The following is a 13,919-nucleotide window of genomic DNA, read 5'->3' on the forward strand; positions in this document are numbered from 1 at the left end:
TTTTTCACGTGAGGAACAGATGAACAGAGTGAAACAATGCACCAGCGCGGCGTTTTTCATGGTTTTATCATGGACAGCCGCCGCGCATCCGCATAGCTTCATCAGTTTGCAGAGCGAGCCGGTGGTCAAAGAGGGCTTGCTGAGCGGGTTTAAAATGCGCTGGACGATGGATGAAATTACCTCATCGGATCTGCTCTACGACGCCGGAAACGCTAAACCAGGCAGCGAAGTATGGAAAAAACTGGCGGCGGAGGTGATGGCCAACGTGCTCGGCCAGCACTATTTCAGCGAGCTGTGGCACAACGGCCAGCGGGTGAAATTTGAAAATCGCCCCGACGGCTACGGTCTTGAGCGCGACGGCCTGCAGGCGGTACTAACCTTCACCCTGCCGCTGGCGACGCCGCAACCCGTTGCCGGACAGACATTTACCTTTTCCACTTTCGACCCGACCTACTATGTCGACATGTTTTATGACAAAGATAGCGATTTTTCCCTGCCCGCAGCGCTGCAGGCCGACTGTAAGGCAACGGTAATGACGCCAAAACCGAATGACAAAATGCTCTCATACGCCCAGTCGCTGGATAAAGCGGATGCGCCGCCGGAGGATATGGCGCTGGGCAGCTATTTTGCCCAGAAGGTGACCCTGACATGTCAGTAATTTTTACCCCGCGCACGCGCGCGTCGCGCTGGAAAGCGCTGTGGCCGTTGGCGCTACTGCTGGCCGTGAGCGTCACGGGCGGCTTCTGGCTGTGGCAGGCCTGGCCGCAGGTGCTGATGCAGAGCGCGGTCTGGCAGCGCGCGCTCAATCTGGAGCTCAGCCGCCTGCTGCAGGCGGTGGCGGAGAACCCGGCGGCGGCGGGGCTGTCGCTGCTTGGGTTCAGCTTCGTTTACGGGGTGCTCCATGCCTTAGGGCCCGGCCACGGCAAAATTGTCATTACCACCTGGCTTGCCACCCATCCCTCGAAGTTGAAATCGAGTATTAACCTGACGCTGGCCGCCTCTTTATTGCAGGGGCTGGTGGCTATCGCGCTGGTGGTAGTGGTGCTGGCGCTGCTGCAGCTGCCGGCGCGCCAGCTGCATCTCAGTAGTTTCTGGCTCGAGAAGGGGAGCTATTTGCTGGTGGGCGCGTTAGGTCTGCTGCTCTGCTTGAGGGCGCTGAAAAAGCTGCGTCTGCTGCTGAGCCGGCCAACGTTTACCGCGTTTACCCCGCATCATGTTCATAACGAACACTGCGGCTGTGGGCATCAGCATCTCCCGGCCCCGGAGCAGCTGCAGGCCGGCGACGACTGGCGGGCTCGCACCGTGATTGTCCTGTCGATGGGCATGCGTCCCTGCTCGGGGGCGATCATGGTCCTGCTGTTCAGCAAGGTGATCGGGGTGTTCAACTGGGGGATGGCGGCGGCGCTGGCGATGGCGGCAGGGACCTCATTGACTATCACGGCGCTGGCGCTGCTGGTGCACAGTTTTCGCCAACTGGCGGTGAAGCTGGGTCGGCATCAGGCGCCGCCGCTGTGGCGCCAGGTGGGCTGGCTGACGCTGGCGCTGGCCGGCGGCGTGGCGCTGCTGGTGGCCGCTGTCGTGATGTGGAGTAGCGCGATCGCGCCAGGCGGCGGTTTGCGGCCGTTTTAGAACATAAAAAAAGGAAGCCGCGGCTTCCTTTTTACATCTGCAAGAGATTAACGCTTCAGCGCGTCGCTCAGCTGCTCGCGCATATTCGCCAGCATCGCTTTCACCACACGCGGGTTACCGGCAACGATGTTGCCCGTCAGCATATAGTTATGACCGCCGGTGAAGTCGCAAACGATAGCGCCTGCTTCACGGGCGATCAGCTCGCCTGCGGCGAAATCCCATGGTTTCAGGGCAATTTCAAAGTAACCGTCAACGCGGCCGGCGGCAACGTAGGCCAGATCCAGCGCGGCGGAGCCGGTGCGGCGGAAATCGGCGCATTCGGTGAACATGTTGCCGAGAATATTCATGTAAGTGGTGGCGTGCTGCTTCGCCTTGAACGGGAAACCGGTCGCGATGATGGTGCCGTCGAGGTCGCGAGCGTTGCTGCCGCGCAGACGGTAGCCGTTCAGCTGCGCGCCCTGGCCGCGGGTCGCGGTGAACAGTTCGTTACGCATCGGATCGTAAACCACCGCGACTTCAGTACGGCCTTTGATGCGTACGGCGATGGAAACAGAGAAGTGCGGCAGACGTTTAACGAAGTTGGTGGTGCCATCCAGTGGATCGATAACCCATTGAACATCCTGCTCTTCACCAGCGTGTTCACCGCTTTCTTCGGTGATAATGGTGTGCTGCGGGTAAGATTTGCGAATGGTTTCGATAATAATCGCTTCGGCGGCTTTATCGACGTTGGTCACAAAATCATTGCTGCCTTTCTGGCTGGTTTCTACGGTGTCTGGCGTTTCGTAGTGTTTGGCAATTAAATTACCCGCCTTGCGCGCGGCGCGCACGGCGATGTTCAGCATCGGATGCATCGGTCTCTCTCACTGGATGTTAAAGAACGGGAAAAAACGGCGCATATAATAACAGCGAATTCTGCTTATGTCTCCGTTTTATGGTAGCATGCCCGAATAATCTTTAGCCGAAGAACCATAATGCTGCAAAATATTCGAATCGTACTGGTAGAAACCTCCCACACCGGCAATATGGGCTCCGTTGCCCGCGCGATGAAAACCATGGGCTTAACCAACCTGTGGCTGGTCAATCCGCTGGTGAAACCTGATTCCCAGGCCATTGCGCTGGCCGCGGGCGCCAGCGACGTCATTGGCAACGCGCAGATCGTCGATACCCTTGATGAAGCGCTGGCGGGCTGTAGTCTGGTGGTTGGCACCAGCGCGCGCTCCCGCACGCTGCCGTGGCCGATGCTCGATCCCCGCGAATGCGGCCTGAAAAGCATCGCCGAAGGCCAGCATGCGCCGGTGGCGCTGGTGTTTGGCCGCGAGCGCGTTGGCCTGACCAACGACGAACTGCAGAAGTGTCACTACCATGTGGCCATCGCCGCCAACCCGGAGTACAGCTCGCTGAACCTGGCGATGGCGGTGCAGGTTATCGCCTACGAAGTGCGGATGGCCTGGCTGGCGGCGCAGGAGCAAGCGCAGCCGGCGGTTGAGCACGAAGAAGCGCCGTACCCGCTGGTGGATGACCTGGAGCGTTTCTACGGTCATCTTGAGCAGACGCTGCTGGCGACGGGCTTTATTCGCCCGAATCATCCGGGGCAGGTGATGAACAAACTGCGTCGTCTGTTCACTCGTGCGCGCCCGGAAAGCCAGGAGCTGAACATCCTGCGCGGCATGCTGGCCTCGATTGACCAGCAGAATAAAGGCAAGTAACCGCGTTGATGCCGGATGGCGCTGCGCTTATCCGGCATGCAAATCACGCGGGCCTTGCTATCTCCTGGTGGGAGAGGGCCGGGGTGAGGGCGCCCGGCAACGCGGAAGGAAAACGGCACGGAAAGCCAAATACCTGACTAAAACAGTCAAGTAAATAGTTGACCAAATTACTCGGGAATGTCAGACTTGGCCCTGCTATGCAATACCCATATTAATAAAAAGCCCGGCCAGGGGCGAGTTTGAGGTTAAGTAAGACATGAGACTGACATCTAAAGGGCGTTATGCCGTGACCGCGATGCTTGACGTTGCGCTCAACTCTGAAACGGGCCCGGTGCCGTTGGCAGATATTTCAGAGCGTCAGGGAATTTCGCTTTCCTATCTGGAACAGCTGTTCTCTCGCCTGCGTAAAAATGGCCTGGTTTCCAGCGTTCGTGGCCCAGGCGGCGGTTATCTGTTAGGTAAAGATGCCGGCAGTATCGCCGTCGGCGAAGTCATTAGCGCCGTGGACGAATCCGTTGACGCCACCCGTTGCCAGGGCAAGGGCGGCTGTCAGGGCGGCGATAAATGCCTGACTCACGCGCTGTGGCGCGATCTGAGCGAACGCCTGACCGGCTTCCTGAACAATATCACCCTCGGGGAACTGGTGAATAACCAGGAGATCCTCGATGTTTCCGGTCGTCAGCATCAGCACGAAACCCAGCGCAATGCGCGCACCCAGGACGCGATCGACGTTAAACTGCGCGCCTGAGTGACCCGTCCCGTTTCGGGCTGCGGCTGACAGGGCGAGGCAGCGCGAAACGGCGGGACAACGATTATAAAGAGCTTTCAGAATCAGGCCGGGATGCTCCGACATTCCGTGTACTCGGTCGTACATCAAGCCGGTTGCCTGATTCCTTGCATTGAGTGATGTACGGAGTTTAAGAGCAATGAAATTACCGATTTACCTCGATTACTCCGCAACCACGCCGGTGGACCCGCGTGTTGCCGAGAAAATGATGCAGTTCCTTACCATGGACGGGACCTTTGGTAACCCGGCCTCCCGTTCCCACCGTTTTGGCTGGCAGGCTGAAGAGGCGGTTGATATCGCCCGCAATCAGATTGCCGAGCTGGTCGGTGCCGACCCGCGCGAAATCGTCTTTACCTCTGGTGCGACTGAATCCGACAACCTGGCGATCAAGGGTGCAGCCAACTTTTATCAGAAAAAAGGCAAGCACATCATCACCAGCAAAACCGAGCATAAAGCGGTTCTGGATACCTGCCGTCAGCTGGAGCGCGAAGGTTTCGAAGTGACCTACCTGGCGCCGCAGAGCAACGGGATTATCGATCTGAAAGAGCTGGAAGCGGCGATGCGTGACGACACCATCCTGGTTTCCATCATGCATGTGAATAACGAAATCGGCGTGGTGCAGGATATCGCTACCATCGGCGAGATGTGTCGCGCCCGCGGTATCATTTACCACGTAGACGCCACCCAGAGCGTGGGCAAGCTGCCTATCGATCTGAGCCAGCTGAAAGTTGACCTGATGTCCTTCTCCGGTCACAAAATCTACGGTCCGAAAGGCATCGGCGCGCTGTACGTGCGTCGTAAGCCGCGTATTCGTATCGAAGCGCAAATCCACGGCGGCGGCCACGAGCGCGGTATGCGTTCCGGTACTCTGCCTGTTCACCAGATCGTCGGCATGGGTGAAGCTTACCGTATCGCCAAAGAAGAGATGGAAAGCGAGATGGCGCGTCTGCGCACGCTGCGCAACCGTCTGTGGAACGGCGTGAAGGATATGGAAGAAGTGTACCTCAACGGCGACCTCGAGCAGGGCGCGCCGAACATTCTAAACGTCAGCTTCAACTATGTTGAAGGCGAGTCGCTGATTATGGCGCTGAAAGACCTGGCGGTTTCCTCCGGTTCAGCCTGTACTTCCGCGAGCCTTGAGCCATCCTACGTGCTGCGCGCGTTAGGCATGACTGATGAACTGGCGCACAGTTCTATTCGTTTCTCTTTAGGTCGTTTCACTACCGAAGAAGAGATTGACTACGCCATCAACCTGATTCGTAAATCCATTGGCCGTCTGCGCGAGCTTTCTCCACTGTGGGAAATGTTCAAACAGGGCGTGGATCTGAACAGTATTGAATGGTCACATCACTAATTCGGCACCAATAAGGAGAATTCATCATGGCTTACAGCGAAAAAGTTATCGATCATTACGAGAACCCGCGCAACGTCGGCTCTTTTGACAACAGCGACGAGAACGTCGGCAGCGGCATGGTCGGCGCGCCGGCCTGCGGCGACGTGATGAAGTTGCAGATTAAAGTCAACAATGAAGGTATCATTGAAGACGCGCGCTTCAAGACCTACGGCTGCGGTTCCGCTATCGCTTCCAGCTCTCTGGTCACCGAGTGGGTGAAGGGTAAATCCCTGGACGAAGCGCAGGCGATCAAAAACACCGATATCGCCGATGAACTGGAGCTGCCGCCGGTGAAAATTCACTGCTCTATTCTGGCGGAAGACGCGATTAAAGCCGCGATTGCGGATTACAAAAGCAAACGTGAAGCAAAATAATTAGTTGAGGTTTTGTTATGTCGATTACTCTTAGCGACAGTGCAGCAGCGCGAGTCAATGCCTTCCTGGCAAACCGCGGAAAAGGGTTTGGCCTGCGCCTGGGCGTGAGAACCTCCGGCTGCTCAGGTATGGCCTATGTACTGGAGTTTGTTGACGAGCCGGCGGCTGAAGACACCGTGTTTGAAGACAAAGGCGTGAAGGTCGTGATCGACGGCAAAAGTCTGCAATTCCTCGACGGCACGCAGCTGGACTTCGTCAAAGAAGGCCTTAACGAAGGGTTCAAGTTCACTAACCCTAACGTCAAAGATGAGTGCGGCTGCGGCGAAAGCTTTAACGTATAATCGGTACTCCCCAACCCCACCGCGGTCACGCCGCGCGTGGGGTTTTCGTTTAGATGCATGACCCTGAGGTTACTATGGACTATTTCACCCTCTTCGGGTTACCAGCCAGCTATACCCTCTCGCTTGAACAACTGGCTGTCCGGTATCAGGATCTGCAGCGCCAGTACCATCCGGATAAATTTGCCAGCGCGCCCGCTGCGGAACAGCTTGCGGCGGTTCAGTATTCCGCCACCATTAACCAGGCCTGGCAGACGCTGCGCCATCCCCTGACCCGCGCAGAATACCTCCTCTCGCTGCATGGCTTCGATCTGGCCAGCGAGCAGCATACCGTTCGCGATACCGCGTTCCTGATGGAACAGCTGGAACTGCGCGAAGAGCTGGATGAGATCGGCCAGGCGAAAGACGAAGCGCGGCTGGAAGGCTTTATCAAACGAGTGAAAGCGCTGTTTGATACCCGCCATCAGCTGATGGTTGACCAATTGCATAATGAGAGCTGGGAGGCGGCGGCGGACACGGTTCGTAAGCTCCGTTTCCTCGATAAACTGCGCAGCAGTGCTGAAGAACTCGAAGAAAAACTGCTCGATTTTTAATTTTCGGAAGCAATTATGGCCTTATTACAAATTAGTGAGCCCGGCCTGAGCGCCGCGCCGCACCAGCGTCGTCTGGCGGCCGGTATCGACCTGGGCACCACCAATTCTCTGGTGGCTACCGTGCGTAGCGGCCAGGCCGAGACTCTGCCCGATCATCAAGGCCGCTATCTGCTGCCGTCGGTGGTGAATTACCACGCATCGGGGCTGACCGTCGGCTATGACGCCCGGGTGAACGCCGCCCAGGATCCCGCCAATACCATCAGCTCCGTGAAACGGATGATGGGGCGCTCCCTCGCCGATATCCAACACCGCTATCCGCATCTGCCGTATCAGCTGCAGGCCAGTGAAAACGGCCTGCCGATGATCCAGACCGCCGGCGGCCTGCTGAACCCGATTCGCGTCTCCGCCGATATCCTGAAAGCGCTGGCCGCCCGGGCCACTGAAGCGCTGGCCGGCGAGCTCGACGGCGTGGTCATCACCGTCCCCGCTTACTTTGATGACGCCCAGCGTCAGGGGACCAAAGACGCGGCGCGTCTGGCGGGTCTGCACGTGCTGCGACTGCTTAATGAACCGACCGCGGCGGCTATCGCCTATGGCCTTGATTCCGGCCAGGAAGGGGTGATTGCGGTCTACGATCTCGGCGGCGGCACCTTTGATATTTCTATTCTGCGCTTAAGCCGCGGGGTGTTTGAAGTGCTGGCCACCGGCGGCGACTCGGCCCTCGGCGGCGATGATTTCGATCATCTGCTGGCGGACTACCTGCGCGAGCAGGCGGGCTTCAGCGACCGTAGCGACAACCGCCTGCAGCGTGAGCTGCTGGATGCCGCCATCGCGGCGAAAATCGCCCTTAGCGATGCCGAGGTGGCGCACGTTGAGGTCGGCGGCTGGCAGGGCGATATCACTCGCAGCCAGTTTAACGATCTGATCGCCCCGCTGGTAAAACGCACGTTAATGGCCTGCCGCCGGGCGCTGAAAGACGCTGGCGTTGAGGCGCAAGAGGTGCTGGAAGTGGTGATGGTCGGCGGTTCCACCCGCGTGCCGCTGGTGCGCGAGCGCGTCGGCGAATTCTTCGGTCGCACCCCGCTGACCTCCATCGACCCTGACAAAGTCGTCGCCATTGGCGCGGCGATCCAGGCCGATATTCTGGTCGGCAACAAGCCTGACAGCGAACTGTTGCTGCTCGACGTTATCCCGCTGTCGTTAGGGCTGGAAACCATGGGCGGCCTGGTGGAGAAAGTGATCCCGCGTAATACCACCATTCCGGTGGCCCGCGCCCAGGAGTTCACCACCTTCAAAGATGGCCAAACGGCGATGTCCATTCATGTGATGCAGGGCGAGCGTGAGCTGGTGCAGGATTGCCGCTCCCTGGCGCGCTTTGCGCTGCGCGGTATCCCGGCGCTGCCGGCGGGCGGGGCGCATATTCGCGTCACCTTCCAGGTGGACGCCGATGGCCTGCTGAGCGTCACGGCGATGGAAAAGTCGACCGGCGTGGAAGCCTCTATTCAGGTGAAACCGTCTTACGGTCTGACCGATGGCGAAATCGCCACCATGATTAAAGATTCGATGAGCTACGCCGAACAGGATATTCAGGCGCGCATGCTGGCTGAACAGAAAGTGGAAGCCGCACGCGTCCTGGAGAGCCTGACAAGCGCGCTGGCCGCCGACGCCGCGCTGTTAAGCGCCGCGGAGCGTCAGGCTATCGATGCCGCTGCGGAGCAGGTACGCGCCGCCGCGGCAGGCGACGACGCCGACGCCATTAAAGAAGCGATTAAAAATATCGACACACAAACCCAGGAATTCGCCGCCCGCCGTATGGATCAGTCGGTCCGTATCGCGCTGAAAGGCCAATCCGTGGACGAGGTTTAAAATGCCAAAAATTGTATTTCTGCCCCACCAGGACCTGTGTCCGGATGGCATCGTTGTGGAAGCTGAGACCGGTGAAACTATTCTGGATGCGGCGCTGCGTAGCGGCATCGAGATTGAACACGCCTGCGAAAAATCCTGTGCCTGCACCACCTGCCACTGCATCGTGCGTGAAGGCTTTGACTCGCTTGCGGAAAGTACCGAAGATGAAGACGATATGCTGGATAAAGCCTGGGGACTGGAGCCTGACAGCCGCCTGAGCTGCCAGGCGCGCGTCACCGACGAAGATCTGGTCGTTGAGATCCCGCGTTACACCATCAACCACGCACGCGAGCACTAATATGGCACTGAAATGGACCGACAGTCGTGAAATCGGCGAAGCGCTGTATGACGCTTACCCTGACCTCGACCCAAAAACCGTTCGCTTTACCGACATGCATCAGTGGATTTGCGATCTGGAAGAGTTTGATGATGACCCGAACGCATCCAATGAAAAAATTCTCGAGGCGATTCTGTTAGTCTGGTTAGACGAAGCCGAATAATTTTCGCATCATGATTTATGCGGCGGTATAAAGTCGGATGAATCATTGAGCGAGAGAACGTTACGGGCTGCCATACGGTGGCCCGTTTGCTAAGAAGGATAATGATAATGACCGAAGCCATGAAGATTACGCTTTCCACTCAGCCAGCCGATGCGCGCTGGGGAGAAAAGGCGTCTTACAGCATTAATCATGACGGCATCGCCCTGCATCTCAACGGCAAAGACGATCTGGGCTTGATTCAGCGCGCGGCGCGTAAAATTGACGGCATGGGAATCAAACATGTCGCGTTAAGCGGCGAAGGCTGGAACACCGACCGCGCGTGGGCGTTCTGGGCGGGTTATAAAGGCCCGAAAGGCACTCGTAAAGTTGAATGGCCGACGCTGGACGATGCGCAGAAAAGCGAGCTGGATAACCGTCTGACCATTATTGACTGGGTGCGCGACACCATCAATGCGCCGGCGGAAGAGCTGGGCCCGGAACAGCTGGCGCAGCGCGCCGTCGACCTGCTGTGCAGCGTGGCGGGCGAGAAGATGAGCTATCGCATCACCAAAGGCGAAGATCTGCGTGAGCAGGGCTATCTCGGCCTGCACACGGTGGGCCGCGGCTCCGAGCGTCCGCCGGTTTTGCTGGCGCTGGACTATAACCCGACCGGCGATAAAGAAGCCCCGGTATACGCCTGTCTGGTAGGTAAAGGCATCACCTTTGATTCCGGCGGCTACAGTATCAAACAGAGCGCCTTTATGGATTCAATGAAATCCGATATGGGCGGCGCGGCGACTATCACCGGCGCCCTGGCCTTCGCTATTACCCGCGGGCTGAACAAGCGCGTGAAGCTCTATCTGTGCTGCGCCGACAACCTGATCAGCGGTAACGCTTTCAAACTGGGCGATATTATTCATTATCGCAACGGCAAAACCGTCGAAGTCATGAACACCGACGCCGAAGGTCGTCTGGTGCTGGCGGATGGCCTGATTGACGCTTCGGCGCAGAAGCCGGAGCTGATCATCGATGCCGCCACCCTGACCGGCGCGGCGAAAACCGCGCTCGGCAACGACTACCACGCGCTGTTCAGCTTTGACGATGCGCTGGCGAATCGCCTGCTGGCGAGCGCCCAGGCGGAAAATGAAGCGTTCTGGCGTCTGCCGCTGGCCGAATTCCACCGTCATCAGCTGCCGTCTAATTTCGCGGAACTGAACAATACCGGCAGCGCCGCCTATCCGGCCGGCGCCAGCACCGCGGCGGGCTTCCTGTCCCACTTCGTGGAAAACTACCACCAGGGCTGGCTGCATATCGACTGTTCGGCAACCTACCGCAAATCTGCCGTTGAGCAGTGGTCGGCGGGCGCGACGGGGCTTGGCGTACGTACTATCGCCAATCTGCTGACGGCTGAGTAATGGCCTTGCCGGGTGGCGCGACGCCTACCCGGCCTGGAAAATCCGCAGGCCCGTGCGGACGTAGCGCCGCCGGGCGATTTTTGAAGTAGCCAAACTATGTCCGAAACCAAAAACGAATTAGAAACCCTGCTGGAAAAAGCGGCTACCGAACCCGCTCATCGTCCGGCATTTTTCAGCGCGCTGCTTGAGGCCACCGTCTGGGTACCAGGCCGCGCAGCCGATGGCGAGCAGATTGTCGAGGATAGCGCGCTGGATCTACAGCACTGGGAAAAAGATGACGGCACGTCGGTCATTCCGTTCTTCACTTCGCTTGAGGCCCTGCAGCAGGCGGTGGAAGATGAACAGGCTTTCGTGATGATGCCGGCCCGCACGCTGATGGCGATGACTCTCGGTGAATCGCTGTTCCTCAACCCGAAGCTGCCGAACGGTAAAGCGTTTACCCCGCGCGAAATCAGCCATCTGCTCGGGGAAGAGGGCAGCCCGCTCAGCACCCAGACGGTGCTGGAAGGGGGCGAAGCGCTGCTGCTGTCTGAAGTCGCCGAGCCGCCGGCACAGATGGTGGATTCGCTGACCACGCTGTTCAAAACGCTGAAAACCGTCAAGCGGGCGTTCCTGTGCTCGATCAAAGAGCACGCCGACGCGCCCGCTAATCTGCTGATCGGCATTGAAGCGGAAGGGGATATCGAGTCCATCATTCAGACCACCGGCAGCGTGGCCACCGATACCCTGCCCGGCGATGAGCCGATCGATATTTGCCAGGTGGTGGAAGGCGAGAAGGGCATCAGCCACTTTATGATTGCCCATATCACGCCGTTCTATGAAAAGCGCTGGGGCAGCTTCCTGCGCGATTTCAAACAAAATCGCATTATCTGACAGCGGGGGCGGTTGCCCCCGGTTTCGGTATGCTTTCAGCTCGATGCAAAAGCGGAATTGCAAAGGTTAATGCAGGGCGGCAACGATCCGCGGATAGGCTGACACCATGTTATAGAGCAGAAATCCCGTCACGCACAGCGTGACGACGCCGTTGAAGAGCGCCATATCACCGCGCCAGGCACGGCACCTTTCCTCTCCCAGCAGATAGCGTAGCGCTGCTACCAGCCCGGCGAGCAGCACCATCAGAAAACCCAGCAGCGCCTGATGACCATAGGTGATCAGCGGGACGTCTTCCAAAGTGACGCCGAGAAAGCGGGTATAAACGGAAACTGGCGCAGGAACCAGGCTTAACCATGTCCGGTTCCATTGCGGCCAAAAATAGAGGATTGCGCCGCCGACCAGCAGGCCAGCTATGCCTCCCAGCCAGGGAAGGCGCGGGGAATAAGCAGAATGTGGGTTGGAGACTAATGCCATTTTCACGCCTTGTGGTGCCATCAGGTTATAGATTAAACGCTCAATCCTGGCGCTGGCCCCGACGGCGCGCGTTAATCGCGCTATCGGTGGGAGATGGTGAATTAGTCAGGACAACCTTCGAGCCTGGCGTAAAGATCCTCATGAATATATTCCAGCTCCAGCAAGGCGCCATCGCGTGACTCGTTGAGGGCTTGTTGATGCTGCCATTCGTCGTGGCTCTCCTTTCCACCGGTAAAAATCCCCTGCAAATATTCAATCAGCGACGATTCTGCCAGCCAAAGCTCATTCTCTTTACCCTCGAAGCGGACGACAGGATATTCACCCTGTTCATCACGCTCGGTGACATAGATAAATACCTGCTGATCCCCGGGATGGCAGAGGCGAATCAGGGCAGGAAGACGCGGATCGTCGTTCCAGACGGGCATTAGCTCTTCAAAATCCAGCCCGATCATATCAAGGCCATTCATATAATAAGCCTCTTCATCCAGTGAGTCGGAAAGCAGGACGCCATGTTCATCAATGGCGTTCAGAACTGATTCCAGCACCCGTTGACCGTAGGGGCTTGTCAGCTGGCAATCGTAGGCCAGCAGCGCTTTCAGACTCTCCGGAAGCGCCACGGTTTCGCTATTTTGCGGATCACGGTATTTCCGGACGCGCAGGCGATCCACTTCGTCTACGGGCATCGGTTTCGGGGTGGGATTGCGGTTGTGCTTGTGTACGACATCCATGAGATCCGCTAATGAAAAAGCCATCATTCAATTTCCTTATATAGTGGGCGGCAGTAAAGCCAACAGGGCAGGCGCAAGCCCTGCGGCAGCACAGAGTAGCTGGTTTAGCGACTGGCAGGAGAATGAGGCGGAGAAAATCAGAAATTATTTAGTGGCCGCGGGACGGGACGTCCGCGGCCATGCGGCGTTTACTGAGCGGCAGGAGCCGGTTCAATCGGCAGATCGCTGCGCGCCCCCCATTCGCTCCATGAGCCGTCGTACAGGCAGACGCCGTTCACGCCAAGCGTGGTGAGCGCCAGCACGACCACCGCCGCCGTCACGCCGGACCCGCAGCTGGCGATAATGGGCCGATCAAAATCGACGCCCTGACGCAAAAAGATGTCGTTCAGCTCGTCGACGGTCTTCAACTCGCCGTTAATCACCAGCTCTGTCCACGGGACGTTCAGCGCGCCGGGGATATGCCCGCGCCGCAGGCCCGGGCGCGGTTCGTCAGCCTGGCCGTTAAACCGGGCTGCCGGACGCGCATCGACAATCTGCGCCGATCCTTCATGGCTGACCAGCAGCACGTCGGTCAGGCGCTTAATTTGCTGAGGATCGAATCGCACGTCGAATTCTCCTTCGGCCACCTCCGGCACCCCTTGTTCCAGCGGCAGCTCGTCGCGACGCCAGCCCTCCAGCCCACCGGCCAGAATCGACACTTTCTCCACGCCAAAGGCGCGCAGCATCCACCAGGCGCGCGGGGCGGAAAACAGATTGCCTTCGTCATAGACGACCAGGTGCTTATCGCTGCAGACGCCCAGTTCGCGCATGGCCACGGCAAACGCCTCGGCGCGCGGCATCATATGCGGCAGCGGGCTGGTGTGATCGGACAGCGCCTCGATATCGAAAAACAGCGCGTTCGGCACGTGGCCGGCGCGGTACTCCGCGGCCATATCGCGCAGGGCCTCCTGCCCGGCGGGCGCCATGCGGGCGTCGATAATCTGGATCTCCGGGTCATCAATATGTTCCGCCAGCCAGTCGGCGGCGACAAAAAACGAGGTGGACATAGGTGCCTCCGTTTTACTATTCATGACTGAATTGTCGGCGTTTTATCGGGTGCTGACAAGTTAAGGACGCCAGAGTGGGGACGACGTCACGGCACTTTTCTGATTAATCGGCAGAAACCCGCGTCATCACTGTTGAGAAGCGCCGCCTTAACGCATAATAAAAAGTGATAATTTGCATC

At 58.3% G+C, this 13,919-nt stretch carries 17 protein-coding genes; 13 read left to right on the forward strand and 4 right to left on the reverse strand.

Going from position 1 to position 13,919, the window contains the following annotated elements:
- Positions 1 to 19 precede the first annotated feature (19 nt).
- A complete protein-coding gene (locus ABLV54_RS21375) occupies positions 20 to 658 on the forward strand; it encodes a DUF1007 family protein (RefSeq protein WP_032453725.1) in 639 nt (212 codons plus the stop codon).
- Positions 649 to 1,629: a nickel/cobalt transporter gene (locus ABLV54_RS21380; RefSeq protein ID WP_072413787.1), complete on the forward strand. Its 981-nt coding sequence runs from the start codon at positions 649 to 651 to the stop codon at positions 1,627 to 1,629. The genes ABLV54_RS21375 and ABLV54_RS21380 overlap by 10 nt, the downstream gene beginning before the upstream one ends.
- 47 nt (positions 1,630 to 1,676) lie before the next feature.
- Here ABLV54_RS21380 and suhB read toward each other — a convergent pair whose 3' ends face one another.
- A complete protein-coding gene (gene suhB, locus ABLV54_RS21385; RefSeq protein WP_002913995.1) occupies positions 1,677 to 2,480 on the reverse strand; it encodes an inositol-1-monophosphatase in 804 nt (267 codons plus the stop codon).
- Positions 2,481 to 2,600: 120 nt separating this feature from the next.
- Here suhB and trmJ point away from each other — a divergent pair, with 120 nt between their 5' ends.
- From trmJ to sseB, 11 genes are all read left to right on the forward strand, one after another.
- A complete protein-coding gene (gene trmJ / locus ABLV54_RS21390) occupies positions 2,601 to 3,335 on the forward strand; it encodes a tRNA (cytosine(32)/uridine(32)-2'-O)-methyltransferase TrmJ (protein ID WP_023290645.1) in 735 nt (244 codons plus the stop codon).
- Between the two features lie 256 nt (positions 3,336 to 3,591).
- The gene (gene iscR / locus ABLV54_RS21395) at positions 3,592 to 4,083 is read left to right on the forward strand and encodes a Fe-S cluster assembly transcriptional regulator IscR (protein WP_002913993.1); all 492 of its coding nucleotides are present in this window, start codon (positions 3,592 to 3,594) and stop codon (positions 4,081 to 4,083) included.
- 178 nt (positions 4,084 to 4,261) lie between these two features.
- Complete coding sequence (gene iscS / locus ABLV54_RS21400) at positions 4,262 to 5,476, forward strand: cysteine desulfurase (RefSeq protein ID WP_017900428.1); 1,215 nt, start codon at positions 4,262 to 4,264, stop codon at positions 5,474 to 5,476.
- A 26-nt stretch (positions 5,477 to 5,502) separates the two neighbouring features.
- Positions 5,503 to 5,889 (forward strand): Fe-S cluster assembly scaffold IscU, encoded by a 387-nt coding sequence (gene iscU / locus ABLV54_RS21405; protein WP_002913991.1) that lies wholly within the window; start codon positions 5,503 to 5,505, stop codon positions 5,887 to 5,889.
- 17 nt (positions 5,890 to 5,906) lie between these two features.
- A complete protein-coding gene (gene iscA, locus ABLV54_RS21410; protein WP_002913979.1) occupies positions 5,907 to 6,230 on the forward strand; it encodes an iron-sulfur cluster assembly protein IscA in 324 nt (107 codons plus the stop codon).
- A 74-nt stretch (positions 6,231 to 6,304) separates the two neighbouring features.
- Positions 6,305 to 6,820: a co-chaperone HscB gene (gene hscB / locus ABLV54_RS21415; RefSeq protein ID WP_023290644.1), complete on the forward strand. Its 516-nt coding sequence runs from the start codon at positions 6,305 to 6,307 to the stop codon at positions 6,818 to 6,820.
- A gap of 15 nt (positions 6,821 to 6,835) precedes the next feature.
- Positions 6,836 to 8,686, forward strand: a complete 1,851-nt coding sequence (hscA, locus tag ABLV54_RS21420; protein WP_064155251.1) for a Fe-S protein assembly chaperone HscA — start codon at positions 6,836 to 6,838, stop codon at positions 8,684 to 8,686.
- A 1-nt stretch (position 8,687) separates the two neighbouring features.
- Positions 8,688 to 9,023: an ISC system 2Fe-2S type ferredoxin gene (fdx, locus tag ABLV54_RS21425; RefSeq protein WP_004201872.1), complete on the forward strand. Its 336-nt coding sequence runs from the start codon at positions 8,688 to 8,690 to the stop codon at positions 9,021 to 9,023.
- Between the two features lies 1 nt (position 9,024).
- Entirely contained in the window at positions 9,025 to 9,225 is a 201-nt protein-coding gene (gene iscX / locus ABLV54_RS21430; protein WP_002913954.1) for a Fe-S cluster assembly protein IscX, read from the forward strand.
- Between the two features lie 107 nt (positions 9,226 to 9,332).
- The gene (gene pepB / locus ABLV54_RS21435; RefSeq protein ID WP_023290642.1) at positions 9,333 to 10,619 is read left to right on the forward strand and encodes an aminopeptidase PepB; all 1,287 of its coding nucleotides are present in this window, start codon (positions 9,333 to 9,335) and stop codon (positions 10,617 to 10,619) included.
- A 96-nt stretch (positions 10,620 to 10,715) separates the two neighbouring features.
- Positions 10,716 to 11,492, forward strand: a complete 777-nt coding sequence (sseB, locus tag ABLV54_RS21440; protein WP_023290641.1) for an enhanced serine sensitivity protein SseB — start codon at positions 10,716 to 10,718, stop codon at positions 11,490 to 11,492.
- Positions 11,493 to 11,558: 66 nt separating this feature from the next.
- On the opposite strand, the gene ABLV54_RS21445 is transcribed toward sseB, so the two are convergent.
- From ABLV54_RS21445 to sseA, 3 genes are all read right to left on the reverse strand, one after another.
- Positions 11,559 to 11,966: a hypothetical protein gene (locus tag ABLV54_RS21445; protein WP_101881300.1), complete on the reverse strand. Its 408-nt coding sequence runs from the start codon at positions 11,964 to 11,966 to the stop codon at positions 11,559 to 11,561.
- A gap of 101 nt (positions 11,967 to 12,067) precedes the next feature.
- A complete protein-coding gene (locus tag ABLV54_RS21450) occupies positions 12,068 to 12,718 on the reverse strand; it encodes a DUF5066 family protein (protein WP_023290639.1) in 651 nt (216 codons plus the stop codon).
- Between the two features lie 164 nt (positions 12,719 to 12,882).
- A complete protein-coding gene (gene sseA / locus ABLV54_RS21455) occupies positions 12,883 to 13,740 on the reverse strand; it encodes a 3-mercaptopyruvate sulfurtransferase (RefSeq protein WP_023290638.1) in 858 nt (285 codons plus the stop codon).
- Positions 13,741 to 13,919 lie beyond the last annotated feature (179 nt).

The sequence above is a fragment of the Klebsiella sp. JB_Kp042 genome, assembly GCF_040065275.1.
Classification (GTDB): Bacteria; Pseudomonadota; Gammaproteobacteria; order Enterobacterales; family Enterobacteriaceae; genus Klebsiella; species Klebsiella quasipneumoniae.